This window comes from Streptomyces sp. NPDC005774, from assembly GCF_042871645.1.
Taxonomy (GTDB): domain Bacteria; phylum Actinomycetota; class Actinomycetes; order Streptomycetales; family Streptomycetaceae; genus Streptomyces; species Streptomyces pratens.
This window is the reverse complement of record NZ_JBIAIV010000020.1, coordinates 41047-56406: the sequence shown is the minus strand read 5'-3', so window position 1 is coordinate 56406 and position 15360 is coordinate 41047. Positions and strand designations below refer to the sequence as shown.

At 70.9% G+C, this 15360-nt stretch carries 14 protein-coding genes; 10 read left to right on the top strand and 4 right to left on the bottom strand.

Annotated elements, in window-relative coordinates:
* Positions 1 to 4: 4 nt before the first annotated feature.
* Complete coding sequence (locus ACFYQA_RS19700) at positions 5 to 1018, bottom strand: LacI family DNA-binding transcriptional regulator (RefSeq protein WP_388919155.1); 1014 nt, start codon at positions 1016 to 1018, stop codon at positions 5 to 7.
* Positions 1019 to 1318: 300 nt separating this feature from the next.
* Between ACFYQA_RS19700 and ACFYQA_RS19695 the strand changes: the two genes are divergently transcribed.
* From ACFYQA_RS19695 to ACFYQA_RS19675, 5 genes are all read left to right on the top strand, one after another.
* Entirely contained in the window at positions 1319 to 2629 is a 1311-nt protein-coding gene (locus tag ACFYQA_RS19695) for an ABC transporter substrate-binding protein (protein WP_388919152.1), read from the top strand.
* Between the two features lie 82 nt (positions 2630 to 2711).
* A complete protein-coding gene (locus ACFYQA_RS19690) occupies positions 2712 to 3707 on the top strand; it encodes a carbohydrate ABC transporter permease (protein WP_388919149.1) in 996 nt (331 codons plus the stop codon).
* A gap of 12 nt (positions 3708 to 3719) precedes the next feature.
* On the top strand, positions 3720 to 4646 hold the full coding sequence (locus tag ACFYQA_RS19685) for a carbohydrate ABC transporter permease (RefSeq protein ID WP_388919147.1): 927 nt from the start codon (positions 3720 to 3722) through the stop codon (positions 4644 to 4646).
* Positions 4647 to 4725: 79 nt separating this feature from the next.
* Positions 4726 to 6165, top strand: a complete 1440-nt coding sequence (locus ACFYQA_RS19680; protein WP_388919144.1) for a GH1 family beta-glucosidase — start codon at positions 4726 to 4728, stop codon at positions 6163 to 6165.
* An 87-nt stretch (positions 6166 to 6252) separates the two neighbouring features.
* Positions 6253 to 6681, top strand: coding sequence for a DUF6892 domain-containing protein (locus tag ACFYQA_RS19675; RefSeq protein WP_388919141.1), 429 nt, complete (start codon positions 6253 to 6255; stop codon positions 6679 to 6681).
* Between the two features lie 700 nt (positions 6682 to 7381).
* Here the strand turns inward: ACFYQA_RS19675 and ACFYQA_RS19670 are convergent.
* A complete protein-coding gene (locus tag ACFYQA_RS19670) occupies positions 7382 to 8179 on the bottom strand; it encodes a VOC family protein (protein ID WP_388919138.1) in 798 nt (265 codons plus the stop codon).
* Between the two features lie 226 nt (positions 8180 to 8405).
* On the opposite strand from ACFYQA_RS19670, the gene ACFYQA_RS19665 reads away from it, so the two are divergent.
* Positions 8406 to 8891: a VOC family protein gene (locus ACFYQA_RS19665; protein ID WP_388919135.1), complete on the top strand. Its 486-nt coding sequence runs from the start codon at positions 8406 to 8408 to the stop codon at positions 8889 to 8891.
* Positions 8892 to 8923: 32 nt separating this feature from the next.
* On the opposite strand, the gene ACFYQA_RS19660 is transcribed toward ACFYQA_RS19665, so the two are convergent.
* On the bottom strand, positions 8924 to 9592 hold the full coding sequence (locus ACFYQA_RS19660; protein WP_388919132.1) for a lysophospholipid acyltransferase family protein: 669 nt from the start codon (positions 9590 to 9592) through the stop codon (positions 8924 to 8926).
* Between the two features lie 227 nt (positions 9593 to 9819).
* Between ACFYQA_RS19660 and ACFYQA_RS19655 the strand changes: the two genes are divergently transcribed.
* From ACFYQA_RS19655 to ACFYQA_RS19645, 3 genes are all read left to right on the top strand, one after another.
* Positions 9820 to 11010: an MFS transporter gene (locus ACFYQA_RS19655; RefSeq protein ID WP_388919129.1), complete on the top strand. Its 1191-nt coding sequence runs from the start codon at positions 9820 to 9822 to the stop codon at positions 11008 to 11010.
* Between the two features lie 202 nt (positions 11011 to 11212).
* The gene (locus tag ACFYQA_RS19650) at positions 11213 to 12109 is read left to right on the top strand and encodes a DMT family transporter (protein WP_388919126.1); all 897 of its coding nucleotides are present in this window, start codon (positions 11213 to 11215) and stop codon (positions 12107 to 12109) included.
* Positions 12110 to 12175: 66 nt separating this feature from the next.
* Positions 12176 to 13291 carry a P1 family peptidase gene (locus tag ACFYQA_RS19645; RefSeq protein ID WP_388919122.1) on the top strand — a complete coding sequence of 372 codons (1116 nt, stop codon included), beginning with the start codon at positions 12176 to 12178 and terminating at the stop codon, positions 13289 to 13291.
* Positions 13292 to 13335: 44 nt separating this feature from the next.
* Here ACFYQA_RS19645 and ACFYQA_RS19640 read toward each other — a convergent pair whose 3' ends face one another.
* On the bottom strand, positions 13336 to 14154 hold the full coding sequence (locus tag ACFYQA_RS19640; RefSeq protein WP_388919119.1) for an SAM-dependent methyltransferase: 819 nt from the start codon (positions 14152 to 14154) through the stop codon (positions 13336 to 13338).
* A gap of 301 nt (positions 14155 to 14455) precedes the next feature.
* On the opposite strand from ACFYQA_RS19640, the gene ACFYQA_RS19635 reads away from it, so the two are divergent.
* A complete protein-coding gene (locus ACFYQA_RS19635) occupies positions 14456 to 15334 on the top strand; it encodes an endonuclease/exonuclease/phosphatase family protein (protein ID WP_388919116.1) in 879 nt (292 codons plus the stop codon).
* Positions 15335 to 15360: the final 26 nt, after the last annotated feature.

Here is a 15360-nt window from a genome sequence, read left to right as displayed (position 1 = left end):
CGGTTCAGGTCGACTCGCGCACCACCAGCTCCGTCGGCAGCGTCAACTGCTGGCGGGGCGCGCCGTGCTGGGTGATGTCGGTGAGGATACGGGCCATCGTGCGGCCCAGCTCCTCCACCGGCTGACGCACCGTCGTCAGGGGCGGGTTCGTGTGGCGGGCGAGGACGGAGTCCTCGAACCCCACGACGGCGACATCACCCGGCACCTGCCGCTTCTGGCGGCGCAGTTCGGCCAGCGCGCCGACCGCCATCAGGTCGGAGGCGGCGAACACGGCGTCCAGGTCCGGGGCGCGTTCAAGAAGCGAACGCATCGCGCGGGTGCCGCCTTCCTCGGTGAAGTCACCCGTCTCGGCCAGGAACTCGCTTGCGGGCACTCCTGCCTCCCGGTGGGCGTCACGCCAGCCGGCGAGCCGGCTGCGGCCGACGTCCATGTCCAGCGGCCCGGTGATCGTGGCGATCCTGGTCCTGCCTCCGCGCAGCAGGTGCCGGACCGCTTCGACGGCCCCGCCCGCGTTGTCGGAGTCGACGTAGCTCAGCCGCTCGCCCGCGTCGCGTCGGCCGGCCAGCACGGTGGGCAGCCCCATCTCCTCCAGCATGCCCGGCAGCCGGTCGTGGGCGTGGACCGAGACCAGAAGAACGCCGTCCACGCGGCGCGTCGCCACCGATTCGGTCAGCTGGTCCCGCTCGGCCTGGTCGCGGACCAGCATGAGCTGCAGCTGTGTACGGCTCTCGGCGAGGGCGCCGCTGACGCCCCGGATCAGTGCGGCGAAGAACGGTTCCGAACCGAGTCGGCTCTCCGATTCCGGGATCACCAGCGCCACGGCATTGGTCCGGTTGGTGACCAGGCCGCGGGCGACCGAGTTGGGAACGTAGTTCAGTTCCTTGATCGCGGCCAGGACCCTGGACCGGGCGTCGGCACTGACCAGATCCGAGCCGTTGACGACACGGGACACCGTGGTCCGGCCCACGCCGGCACGGGCGGCGACGGTTTTGATCGTGGGACGGCGATTCCCGGCCATGTGCTCCCCCCTCGGCGGCCGCGGCCACACCGGCCGCGGAGGTGACCAGCGGCAATTCTTGCAGACGGCGGCTCGGAGCGAGTGTGCCAGGGCCTGGCATCAGGTCTCGAACTCGTTGTCCGGACTGCGAGTTGTGTTCAAGTCATTGACAGATCGGCTGTGCTGCAAGGAGTCTTCGGTCCATCGATGGGAACGTGCCCACCCCAAAGTGGGTACGTTCCCACCCCATTGCCAGAGCCGCTGTGGTCATCGCAGAACGCGTCACTCCGGTGCGTCAGCGCCGTCGCTAGGAGGAGTTCCATGGGCAGTCCCGGTTCGTTGCGTATGAGGGCGGCGGTCGCGGTCGCGGTCGCGGGCGCGCTGACGCTCGTCGTCGGCTGCAGCAGCAGCGACGACTCGGCCACGGGTGGTGGCAAAAAGGACGGCAAGGTCGTCATCACCATGGGCATGTACGGGGTGATGGGCATCAAGGAGACAGGGCTTCTCGAGCAGTACGAGAAGGAGAACCCGAACGTCGAGATCAAGGCCGAGATCGCCGGCGACGAGCAGACGTACTACACCGCGCTGCAGACCAGGCTCGCGGCCGGCAAGGGCCTGAAGGACATCCAGGGCATCGAGATCGGCCGGGCCAAGGAGATCACCGAGACCCAGGCGGACAAGTTCGCGGACTTCTCCGACGTGCCCGGCACCGACCACTTCCTGCCGTGGAAGGAGTCCCAGATCAGCACCGGGGACGGCAAGGTGCTGGGTCTGGGCACCGACATCGGCCCGATGGCCGTCTGTTACCGCAAGGACTACTTCGAGCAGGCCGGTCTGCCCACCGACCGCGAGGAGGTCGCCAAGCTCTGGGAGGGCGACTGGGACAAGTACGTCGAGGTCGGCCGCACCTTCAAGAAGGGCTTCAAGGGCGACAAGGTGTCCTACATGGACGCGGCCAGCGGCCTGTTCAACGCCATGGTCTACGGCTACCCCGAGCAGTACTACGACGACAAGGGTGAGCTGATCTATGCCAAGAACCCGGTCGTCAAGGAGGCGTGGAACCTGGCCGCCGACGCCGCGGACGACAGTCTGACGGCCAAGCTCCGTCAGTTCCAGCCGGGCTGGGACCCTGGCCTGGCCAACGGCACGTTCGCCACCGCCGTGTGCCCCGCGTGGATGCTCAGCCACATCAGCGAGAAGGCCGGTGAGGCGAACAAGGGCAAGTGGGACGTCGCCAAGGCTCCCAAGGGTGCCAACTGGGGCGGGTCCTTCCTCGGCGTGGTCGAGCAGAGCCCGGTGAAGGAGGAGGCCAAGAAGCTCGTCGCCTGGCTGACCGCGCCGGAGCAGCAGACCCACATCTTCAAGGAGATCGGCAACATCCCGTCCTCGGGAGAGGCGCTGGAGAGCGACCAGGTGAAGAACGCCAAGTCGGAGTACTTCAACGACGCGCCGATCGGCCAGATCTTCGGGGCCGCCGCCCAGGAGATCCCGGACAAGCAGGTCCTCGGCCGTAAGGACGGCACGATCAAGGACACCTTCTCCCAGGGCCTGGTTCTGATCGAGCAGCAGGGCACCCCGCGTGACGAGGCGTGGAAGACCACCGCGGAGCGCATCGAGAAGGCCGTCGGCTGACCTACTGCCCTTGGCAGTCCGGGCCCGCCGGCGTCCTGCCGGCGGGCCCGGCTCACACATTCGCTCTCAGGAAGGAAGTCCGGTGGCCACCTCCACCACCAAGGCCCTGGCCGGCGAGGAGCCGCCAGGCCCGCCGCGGAAGACGGGCGGCGAGGGCACCGCCCGGCGGCGCGGCAGGCTGCTGCACCGGCTCGACATCAAGGGCGCCCCGTACGCCTTCATCGCGCCGTTCTTCGTCGTCTTCGCCGCGTTCAGCTTCTACCCCCTCGTCTACACCTCGTGGATCTCCCTGCACGACGTGGAACTGGCCACTCTCGACGTCATGGAATGGGTGGCCTTCGACAACTACGTCGACCTCTGGAACGACTCACGGTTCTGGAACGCGCTGCGGAACACCATCACCATCGGTGTCATCTCCACGGTGCCGCAGCTGATGATGGCGCTCGGCATGGCGCACCTGCTCAACTACCGGATGCGCGCCTCGCTGTTCTTCCGCGTCGCGTCGCTGGTGCCCTACGCCACCTCGGTCGCCGCCGCCGCCCTCGTGTTCACCATGATCTTCGAACGCGACTTCGGCATGATCAACTGGGCGCTCGGCTCGGTCGGCATCGACCCGGTGAACTGGGAGGCCGACAAGTGGCCCGCCCAGGCGGCGATCTCCACCATCGTCATCTGGCGCTGGACCGGCTACAACGCGCTGCTCTACCTGGCCGCCATGCAGGCCATCCCCGCCGACCGGTACGAGGCGGCCTCCCTCGACGGCGCCTCCCGGTGGCAGCAGTTCACCCACGTCACCATCCCCGGGATCCGCTCCACCATCGTCTTCACCATCGTGCTCTCCACGATCGGCGCCACCCAGCTGTTCGGTGAGCCGCTGATCTTCGGTCAGGGACCCAACGGCATCACCGGCGGCGCGGACAACCAGTACCAGACGCTGGGACTCCTGCTGTACGAGGAGGGCTGGAAGAACTACCAGATGGGCCGCTCGGCGACCGTCGCCTGGGCGATGTTCCTGCTGCTCGTCCTCGCCTTCGTCGTGCAGCGCCTGATCAAGCGCCTGCGCTCCCGCACGTCCTGACCTGGAGTCGCCATGACCACTCAAAGTCTCCCGGCCCGGACGGACGCCGCGGCCCGGACCTCCGCCGAGAAGCCGACCGGCCGCGGTGGCCGCCGGCTGCTGCTGCGCCCGCGCGCCGGCCGCCAGCACCACGCGGGCCCGCTCGCCTACGTCCTGCTCGCCATCATGGCGCTGCTGTCGATCTTCCCGCTGTACTGGACGATGGTGGCCGCCTCCACCGACAACACCCGGGTCAGCCAGACGCCGCCGCCGTTCCTGCCCGGCCCGAACCTGTTCAGCAACCTCGCCCGGGCCTGGGACGAGGCGGCGATGGGCAAGGCCATGATGAACAGCCTCATCGTGGCCGGGGTGATCGCCCTGTCCACGGTGCTGTTCGCGACCCTGGCGGGTTTCGCCTTCGCCAAACTGCGGTTCAAGGGACGCAACGCCCTGCTCATGCTGGTGATCGGCACCATGCTGGTGCCGCCGCAGCTCGCCGTCGTGCCGCTGTTCATGATGATGGCCGAGCTGGGCTGGTCGCAGCAGTTGCCCGCCGTCATCTTTCCCACGCTGGTCAGCGCCGTCGGCGTCTTCTTCATGCGGCAGTACCTGGCGGAGGCGCTGCCGGACGAGCTCGTCGAGGCCGGACGCGTGGACGGGGCGCACTCGCTGCGGATCTTCTGGAGCATCGTGCTGCCCGTCGCACGGCCCGCGATGGCCGTCCTGTTCATGATCACGTTCGTGCACGCGTGGAACGACTTCTTCTGGCCGTTCGTGGTGCTCGACATGACCAACCCGACCGTCCCCGTCGCCCTCACCCAGCTCAGCGCGGGCTATGTCCGCGACCAGTCGCTGATCATGGCGGGCGCGCTGCTCGGCACCCTGCCGCTGCTGGCGATGTTCATCGTCTTCGGCCGCCAGATCGTCAGCGGCATCATGGCCGGCGCCGTCAAGGGCTGACCCGCCGCGCCCGCACCCCCGGGCCCGTACCCCCACCGGGCGTTCGCGCGCCCGCCCCCACCACCCCGAAAGGACTCACGTGGTCACCGCAGCACAGCAGACCGCGTCCGCCCCGGACGCCGCCCTCACCTTCCCCGAGGGTTTCCTCTGGGGATCCGCGACCGCCTCCTACCAGATCGAGGGGGCCGCAGCCGAGGACGGCCGCACACCGTCCATCTGGGACACCTACGCCCGCACCCCCGGCCGGGTCCGCAACGGCGACACCGGTGACACCGCCACCGACCACTACCACCGCTGGCGCGAGGACGTCGCCCTCATGGCCGAACTCGGCCTGGGCGCCTACCGCTTCTCCCTCGCCTGGCCCCGGATCCAGCCCACCGGCCGCGGCCCCGCCGTCCAGAAGGGCCTGGACTTCTACCGGCGTCTCGTCGACGACCTGCTGGAGAAGGGCATCCAGCCCGTCGCCACCCTCTACCACTGGGACCTGCCGCAGGAACTGGAGGACGCCGGAGGCTGGCCCGAGCGCGCCACGGCCGAGCGGTTCGCCGAGTACGCGGCCCTCGCCGCGGACGCCCTGGGCGACCGGGTGAAGACCTGGACCACTCTGAACGAGCCCTGGTGCAGTGCCTTCCTCGGCTACGGCTCCGGAGTGCACGCCCCCGGCCGCACCGACCCGGTCGCCGCCCTGCGGGCCGCCCACCACCTCAACCTGGGCCACGGCCTGGCCGTCCAGGCACTGCGCGACCGCCTCCCCGCCGACGCCCGGTGCTCGGTCACCCTCAACATCCACCAGGTCCGCCCGCTCACCCCCGCCGACGCCGACACCGACGCGGTCCGCCGCATCGACGCCCTCGCCAACCGGGTCTTCACCGGCCCGATGCTCCAGGGCGCCTACCCGGAGGACCTGCTCAAGGACACCGCGGAACTGACCGACTGGTCCTTCGTGCGCGACGGCGACCTGAAGCAGATCCACCAGCCGCTGGACTTCCTCGGCGTGAACTACTACACCCCCACCGTCGTCTCCGCGACCGACGGCAGCGGCGCCCACACCTCCGACGGACACGGAAAGAGCGCCCACAGCCCCTGGCCGGGCGCCGACAAGGTCGCCTTCCACCAGCCGCCCGGCGAGACCACCGCCATGGGGTGGGCCGTCGACCCCACGGGCCTGTACGACCTGCTGCGCCGCCTGGCCGCCGACTTCCCGCGGCTGCCGCTGTACATCACCGAGAACGGCGCGGCGTTCGACGACTACGCCGACCCCTCCGGCCAGGTCAACGACCCCGCGCGGATCGCCTACGTACGCGGCCACCTGGCCGCCGTCCACCGGGCCATCGTGGACGGCGCGGACGTACGCGGTTACTTCCTCTGGTCCCTGCTGGACAACTTCGAGTGGGCCCACGGCTACAGCAAGCGCTTCGGCGCCGTCTACGTGGACTACCCCACCGGCACCCGCATCCCGAAGGCCAGCGCCCGCTGGTACGCCGAGGTGGCCCGCAGCGGCGTCCTCCCCGGAGCCTGACCCGGGGCCGGCTCGGTGCGGCACCCTCGCAGGTGCCGCACCGGGGACGGGGGAGGGCCGTTCGCACGGTGCAATAGGGTCGTGTCCATGGCCCGGTTCAAGGACTTCAGCTTCAAGCTCGTCGTCATCGAGCAGCTCATGTACATCGACGAGAAACTGACCCCGCGGTTCAGCCTGGCCGGCCTCCTGAAGGAGAAGGGCCTCGGCGACGACCCCTGGGAGTACGCGCAGGAGCACGACCTGGCGTACAAGGTGGTGCCGGAGGCGCGCGAGTACTTCGCGTCGCTGGAGCTGCGTGACGAACTCCTGGCCGGCGTCGAGGAACTGTGCATGGACGGCGGTAACCGGGTGTACCAGGAGTGCGCACCGGTCTGGGACGGCGAGGACGACCTGTTCGACATCACCTCCCTCGACGACCTCGTTCTCCTCCCGAACCTCCGCCGCGTCCTGGGCTCGGAGTTCCTGGGCCCCGATCTGGCGGGCGTCCTCGAGAGCCGGGGCATCACGGCCGACTAGGACGTGACGGGACGCCCGTCCCCCGTGGTGAACCGCGGTCGGACGGACGGGAGCGTACGAGAACGGAGTGGCGCGTTGATCCGGGTCGCACGAGGGGCCACCGGGTTCCGGGGACGGGGAGATGCCCCACTGCCGGAAGCCGACCTCGTGGCCTTCAGGACCGCCTGTCACGCCGTGGCTCGATCGATTCGCGGCCGGGTCGGCGACGTGACCTCGGCCGGGGTCACGCCGAACTTCCACACCGCGCGGATCATCACCCCGTACGGGGCCTGCACGGTCCTTGCCACGCGGTACTCCCGGTCGTCGCTTTCACGGGCGCACCCCCCCCCCGCGGGCCGGTGCGCCCGTGCCCGATTTCCTGTCCCCGCCGGCATGGGCGGATGCGTTCGGGCCGGCGGGCTTCCAGGCGCTGGACGCCGAAGAACTGACGATGCCGTTGACCTCGGTGCACACCAACGAACTCACTGAAGCAGGTACGCCACTGGCGTCCCGGGAGGCTGCCTGGACAAGGCGTCCTCGACGGCCTGAACACCCACGTCACCCCACCCGACCACGGGGCCCGGAAACCGCCGGGCCCCGTGGTCGGGTGTCGGTGGCCGCGGGCACGGTGGCGGTGCCGGTGGGGGAGGAGGGCCGGCGGTGTGCCCGGGCTGCTCGCGGCGGCCGACGGAACCGGGCCGAACCCACCGGGCGCCGGCTCTCAGGACGCGGGCGGAGTGAGTACCACGAAGTCCGCGTTCCACGGGTCGAGGCAGACGGCGAGCCGGCCGACTCCTTCCGCGTCCTCGGGCCCCATCTGCACACTGCCCCCGTTGCCGGTGGCCGCGGCGACCGCGGCGTCACAGTCGGCGACGGCGAAGACCGGGTGCCAGTACGGGCGCCCGCCGGCCGGCGCGAGGTCCTCCTTGCCGAGCTCCATGAGGCCGCCGTGCATCCGCTCCTCGGGAAGGCCGGCGGGAGTGATGAGGTGGTACGTGCCCCCATCGCCCGGCATTTCCATGTCGCTGAACCGCCAGCCGAAGACACCGCCGTAGAACTCCTTCGCGGCCGTCGCGTCGCTCGTGTGCAGCTCGGTCCAGCACAGGGAGCCCGGCTGGTCCACCAGCTCGACGCCTTTGCTGGTGCCCGGCTGCCACACGGCGAACTGGCCTCCCAGTGGATCGCTGTACTGCGCCATGCGGCCCCACTCGTCGAGGTCCGTCGGCGCCATCCGCACCGTGCCGCCCCCGCTCTCCACGGCCCGGGTCGCGGCGTCCGCGTCGTCGACACGGTAGTAGATCATCCAGGCGGAGCGAGCCCCCTCCTCGGTGAGGGTGCCGAGTCCGGCGACGATCCTGCCGTCCTTCCGGAACATCCCGCCCTCCACATCCCCCTCGACCCCCATGGACTCGAAGTCCCAGCCGAGCACCGCGCCGTAGAAGGCCACCGCGGCACGGACGTCAGGAGTGCCCAGGTCGAGCCAACAGGGGGAGCCGGGGGCGAACTCAGTGGTGATCACGACGATTCCCTTCGCTGTTCCGGTGTCGTTCCGCGCCGTCCCAGCGTGACACCCGGCACTGACGATCGCCCTTCGACAAGCGGGGCATCGCCCCGCACGAGGACACCCGTGCGGTTACCGACGGCGCCGTACCACCTCGATGCTTGACCTCAAGCGAACTTGAGCTTCTAGGTTTCTTCCGGAGCCGCAGGAACCGGCCGGCGGTGTCTTTTCGTGGAGGATCGCCATGACCGAACGCACAGCCCACATCGAGATCCCCGACCGCTACCGCTACGCCGTGATTCCGCACATCATGGTCGACGACGCCGCCGCGGCGATCGATTTCTACCAGCGGGCGTTCGGCGCACGTGAGGACTTCAGGATCGAGGCTCCGGGCGGCGGGATCCTGCACGCCGAGATCACCGTCGGACGGTCGGCCCTGATGCTGGGCGACGCCGGTACGGACGAGGCGGAGGCCGCCTCCTTCGCCGCGCCGGCCTCGCTCGGCGGAGGCACGTCCGTCACTCTGCACGTCTTCGTGCCGGACGTCGACAGCCTGGCGGAGCGCGCCCGGGCCGCCGGTGCCGAGATCCTCCAGCCCCCGAAGGACATGTTCCACGGGGACCGCACCGTCATTCTCAAGGATCCTTCGGGGCACATGTGGGTCTTCCTGACCCACCTGGAAGACATCTCGGAGGAGGAACTCCGGCGTCGCCTGGCCGCCGCCGGGTGAACCGGGCGCCGTGAGGGCGGTGACCGCCCCTCTCAACGGGTCCCGGGAGTGCGGACCGGCTCACCGACGGCGTGTGCCGCTCGCCGCCAGGCGGCACTGACCGCACCGTGCGCGACCGACGTACCTCGCGCCGTCTCCGCCGGCAGACGCACCGGACTGCCGATGTGCACGTGGAACCGTGGGCGGCGCGCCGGGGCCGTGAGCACACCGGCCAGTTGCTTCGCGAGCGTTCCCGAGCAGAGGCGCCGGGCCCCCACCTGGCCGACGGGGACCACCGGAGCACGCGTCGCGGCCACCAGCCGTGCGAGACCGGTACGGAAGGGCAGGGGTGCGGCGCACCTCGCGTCCTGGTGCAGGGGGAGACCTCCTTCGGCGTAGATGAGTACATGACGCCCCGACCCGAGCGCTTCGGCCGCGGCCGCGAGCGCCTCCGATGCCCGGGCCGATCCCCGGTGGACGGGAATGTGCCCTTCCTGTGTCAACGCCCGGCCCAGCAGCGGCACGCGCCAGAGACCCGCCGTCACCAGGACCGCCGGCATCACGTCCACGGACCGCAGGGCGGCCAGGACGACCGCGGGATCGGCCACCGAGTCGTGGTTGGCGACGAAGACACTGCCCACGGGGTACGGTCCGTCCGCCTCGAGGGTGACGGTGAGGCGCCCGAAGAAGGGCAGCAGGACGGCGGCAGCACGGCTGAGCATGGTCGGCCTTTCGACACGGGAATCCTGCTCGCCAGTTTCGCGTGCCGACGCGTTCCGGCACATGAGTATCCGCGCCCATGGGTACCGCGTGGTTCTCCCCATGACAGGGCCCTCATGACACGGCCCCCATGCCACGGCCGAGGACGGCGCCCGGTGCTTTCCGGGTTCTCCCGGCCGGTTGGCGTGCCGGGCGGGACCGCGGCGCATACGAAGCTACCTTCGTCGGCATGGCCGGTGATCGCCCGGGGTGGCGTGCGTGTGTGCTCAGCGGTGCGGTGTTCGCCGTGTGCATGGTCGGTACCACGCTGCCGACCCCTCTCTACGGTCTCTACCAGGAGAAGTTCGGGTTCTCCGAGCTGACCGTCACCGTCGTGTACGCCGTGTACGCCTTTGGTGTCATCGGTGTCCTGCTGCTGGCGGGGAACGTCTCGGACGTGGTGGGCAGGCGCCCGGTGCTGCTGTGGGGTCTGGGATTCGCGGCCCTGAGCGCCGTCTGTTTCCTCAGCGCCACCGACCTGGGATGGCTGTACGCGGGGCGGCTGCTGTCGGGACTGTCCGCCGGGCTGTTCACCGGGGCCGCCACGGCGTTCGTGATGGAGCTGGCGCCGCCCGGCGGCGCCTCTCGCGCCACATTCGTCGCGACCGCCGCCAACATGGGCGGGCTGGGATGCGGACCGCTGCTCGCGGGAGTCCTGTCCCAGTACGCGGCCGGGCCGTTGTACCTGCCGTTCGTCGTGCACCTGGCCCTGGTGGCCGGCTCGGTCGTTGTCCTGCTGAGACTTCCGGAGACCGTACGGGAGCGACGCCCGCTGAGCACCGTACGGCCGCGACGGCCCGGCCTGCCCCCGCAGGTGCGGGCGGTGTTCGGGCCGGCGGCGATCGCCTCGTTCGTGGGTTTCGCGCTGTTCGGGGTGTTCACGGCGGTCAGCCCGGCGTTCCTCGCGCAGTTCCTGAACGTGCAGAACCGCGCCCTGAGCGGTCTGGTCGTCGCGCTGGCGTTCTTCGCCTCGACCGCCGGGCAACTGGCCGTCGGCCGGGTCGGGGCGACACGGTCCCTGCCATGGGGCTGTGCCGGTCTTCTCGCCGGACTGGCGCTGCTCGCCGGCGCGCTGCACTGGGACCTGCTCGCGCTGGTGGTGCTGAGCGCGATCGTCGGCGGCGCCGGGCAGGGGCTGGCGTTCCGCGGCGCGCTGTCCGCTCTGGCCGAGGTGTCTCCGGCGGGTGAGCGGGCGGGGGTCATCTCCATGCTGTTCGTGGTGGCCTACGCGGGCATCTCGGTGCCGGTGATCGGCGTGGGCGTACTGACGGGCCCTCTCGGCCTGCAGGACGCGGGGCTGGTGTTCATCGCGTGCATGATCGTCCTGGTGGTGACCGCGGCCGTCTACCTCCTGAGGCGACCGGTACCGTCGGGGACGTGAGCGCGGGGACCGCGGTGACATCCGCCCTGCGCCGGTGCCCGCCCTGCGTCGACACCTGCCGTGGCCCGGACCGACCGCCGAGCATACGGCCGCCACCTCACGGGCTGCGACACGCCACCCGCGTGTTCGCGAGGAGGAGGGACGCGGGGCGCCATGGCAGGGCCTGGGGTGGGCCGTCTCGTCATCCCGGAGGACCCACACCGTGGAGATGCTGATGCCGGTCCTGTTCGCCCTGGGCGCCGCGTTCAGCAACGCGCTTGCCACCGTCCTCCAGCGCAAGGCGGCTCTCGGCGTGCCCCGGTCCGACAAGCTGAGGGCCGGATTGATGCTCGACCTGCTGCGGCGCCCCGTCTGGCTCGCCGGCATCATCGCCATGATCACCGCGGTGGTCTGCCAGGCCGTGGCGCTTGTGACGGGACCGCTGACGATCGTTCAGCCCCTGTTCGTACTGGAGCTGCCGCTCGCTCTGGCCATCGCCGCGGTGGTGCTGCGGGGGCGGCTGTCCCGCACCGGCTGGGCGGCCGCCTTCGCCGTGGTGGCAGGACTCACCGTCGCCCTGGCCGCCGTCTCGCCCGCGGGAAACCGCACGCACGTGCCGATGGACCGCTGGATCCCGGCACTCGCCGTCTGCGTCACCGCGATCGTCGCCCTCGTGCTCGCCGCGCTCCGCCGGCCCGAGGGCCGCACCCGCGCAGCCTGCTTCGGGCTGGCCACCGCCGTCGCGTACGCGGTGACTGCGGCGCTGATGAAGGCGTCGATGCACACACTCGACGACGGCGGTGCCACCGCGTTCCTCACGGCCTGGCAGACCTACGGCTTCGCCCTGTTCGGTGCGTCGGCGCTGTTCCTCCTGGAGAACGCGATGCAGGCGGGCCCCCTGGTCGCGTCCCAGCCCGCCATCACCCTCGGCGACGCGAGCGTGAGCCTGGCCCTCGGGCTCACGGTCTACTCCGAGTCCGTGCGGTCGGGCTGGTGGCTCCTGCCCCAACTGCTGGGCGTCGCCCTGATCGTGGCAGGTGTGCTGATGCTCTCGAGGCTGCCGCTCGCCCGTTCCCTGACCGGCGAGGACCGCTCCACCGTCAACGCCGAGGCTCCGTGAGCCGTCCCCGTGGGCGGCCATGAGCCGGCGGACGCCGGGCGGGCGGGACAGGTACCGTGCGACGGTATGGAACCACCGGCTCGTCCGCAGTCCGCCGACGGCACCCGGCGCCGCGCCCGTGACCTCGGCATCGTCATCGGACGGGCCGCTCCCGGCCCCTTCGACGCGATCACCGATGTGCCGGGCGTCCGCGTCGGCCACACCACCGTCCGACGGCCCCCGGACGTGCACAGCGGAGTCACCGCCATCGTGCCCGACGCCGTCGGCCCCCGCACCCCGCTGCCCGCGGGCGTCTTCACCGGCAACGGCTACGGCAAGCTCATCGGCACGACCCAGCTCACCGAACTCGGCACGCTGGAGACACCGGTGCTGCTCACCTCCACCCTGTCCGCCTTCCGCGTCGCCGACGCCCTCGTCGGCTGGATGCTCGAACAGCCCGGCTGCGACGAGGTGCAGAGCCTCAACCCTGTCGTGGGAGAGTGCAACGACGGTTTCCTCTCCGACATCCGAGCCCGGCCCGTCCACGAGGAACATGTGAGGGCGGCCCTCGACGGGGCATCGGGAGGGCCGGTGGCCGAGGGCTGTGTCGGCGCGGGGACCGGCACGGTCGCCCTGGGATTCAAGGCCGGCATCGGGACCGCTTCCCGCACGCTGGATCTGGCAGGCCGGTGCTTCACCGCGGGCGTCCTGGTGCAGGCGAACTTCGGCGGCACCCTGCGAGTGCTCGGTCGTACCGTCACACCGTCACACCGCGGTCCGCGGTCCGCGGGCCGTGACACCGACGGCGGCGCGCCGGTCGCGGAGACCGGCTCCTGCATGATCGTGGTGGCCACCGACGCCCCTCTGGACGCGCGTCAGCTCACCCGCGTCGCACGGCGTGCGGTCTTCGCCCTGGCCCGCACGGGCGCGGCCTACAGCCATGGCAGCGGTGACTACGCCGTGGCCTTCGGCACGCGGCCGGGCGGGGGTGCTCCCGTGGCGGATGCCGATCTGGGGCCGCTGTTCGAAGCGGTTCTCGACGGCGTAGAGGAGGCGGTGCTCAACTCGCTGCTCGCCGCGACCACGGTCACCGGCCCGGGTGGCCGCACGGTGCCGGTCCTTTCGGCGGACGCCCTGCTCGCCGTGCTCACGTCCCCTCCACTCTCTCCGTCACCTCCGTCCGGTCCGACGCCGCCGGCCTGACGGGCGGATCCGGCAGCGGCGGTCGCCGCTCCGGTTGCGCGGGGTCACCGCTTGCGCGCCACGCCGCCGAACAGGGCGACCTCCTCGGTGGGTTCGCTACCGGGGGCCGGGCCCGGGTGCCAGCGGTTGCAGGAGACCACACCGGGTTCGAGGAGCTGGAGCCCTCCGAAGAAACCGGCGACGGTGCCGGGGGACCGCTGGGTCAGCCGCGGGGTGCCGTGCTCGTTCCAGAAGGCCACCGCCGCGTCGACGTCGGGCATGTCCGGGCGGGTGATGGTGTGCGACAGCACGAGGTGACTGCCCGTCGGCAGGGCGTCCATCAGACGCCGCACGATCCCGTGGGCCTCCTCGTCGTCCTCGACGAACATGGCGACTCCCAGCAGGACCAGCGCCACGGGACGGCTGAGGTCGAGCAGTTTCCCGGCCTGCGCCAGGATCGTGTCGGTGTTGCGCAGGTCCTCGTCGAGGTAGGACGTACGGCCCTCGGGCGAACTGGTCAGCAGGGCCGCCGCATGGGCCAGGACGATCGGGTCGTTGTCGACGTAGACGACACGGGACTCGGGGGCGAGCCGCTGGGCGACCTCGTGCGTGTTGTCGGCGGTGGGCAGCCCGGTGCCGATGTCGAGGAACTGCCGTATGCCGCACTCGGTCACCAGGTACCGCACCGCACGCCGGAGGAACCGCCGGTCCGCGCGGGCGTACTCGCCGATGCCGGGGTGGAGCCTGCGGATCTCCTCTCCCGCCTCCCGGTCGACGGCGCAGTTGTCCTTGCCGCCCAGCCAGTAGTTCCAGATCCGGGCCGTGTGCGGCAGATCGGCCCTGATCCCTTTGTCCGGCTCACTGGTGGTGGGGGTCTCGGGCATCGACGCTCCCTGTGAAACGGTTGGGTCCCAAGTGGCAACCTATGCACAGAAGTTGGAGGGCGCGAGGGGAGCGGCCCAAGCGGAGCGGGAGATCGGCGCACCGCGAGGAGCGTCCGCCGACGGCACCCGGAAGGCGACACGACGGGACACCCCGGCATCGAGGCGGGGCAGAGGTACCGGGGACCTGGTGGAGAAACCCGCCCACCTGGTACAGGTGTTGACGTGCTGCCAGACGATCTGTCGCGCCGACCGGGCCCCGCCCCTCCCGCGCGTCCCACCCTCCACCTGATCCGGAGCAGGCATGAAACCGAGCTTTTCCCGCCCCGTCCGCGGCGCTGCCGCCACCGCCGCGCTGGCCGCCGTCCTGCTCGCCGCGGCGGCGCCGGCGACAGCCGCGGGTGCCGGCGCCACCGGTGCCGACGCCCCGGCGGTGCCGCTGAGAGTGGCGACCTACAACATCCACGCCGGTGCCGGTGAGGACGGGGTCTTCGACCTGGACCGGACCGCGCGGGCACTGCGTGATCTGGACACCGACGTGGTCGGCCTCCAGGAGGTCGACGTGCACTGGGGCAACCGCAGCGACTTCGTCGACGAGGCCCGTGCGCTGGCCGGGAAGCTGGACATGCGCGTGTTCTTCGCACCGATCTACGATCTGTACCCGGCAGTCGAGGGCGCAGAGCGCCGGCAGTACGGTGTCGCCGTCCTGAGCCGCTATCCGGTGATCGAGGCGGAGAACCACGAGATCACCCGGCTCTCCACCCAGACATCCGACCCGGTGCCGGCCCCGATGCCCGGGTTCGCCGAGGTGACGGTCGACATCAAGGGCGCACATGTGCACGTCTACAGCACACACCTGGACCACCGGGCCGACCCATCGGTCCGTGAGGCCCAGGTGGCTGACATGCTCGACGTACTGGCCGCCGACCGCGGACCGAAGATCCTGGTCGGCGACTTCAACGCCGAGGCGACGGCTCCGGAGCTGGCACCCCTGTGGCAGCGACTGCGGGACGCCGACCCGAACGGCGGTGGGACGTATCCGGCGGTCGCCCCGGCCAAGCGCATCGACCTGGTGGCCGTCTCCTTCGGCATCACCGTGACCGGTGCCGAAGCCGTGGCGACGGAGGCATCGGACCACCGTCCCGTGGTCACGGATCTGAGGGTCCCCCGACGCGGCCGCTGAACGATCCGGATGCCTCGAGGCGGTAC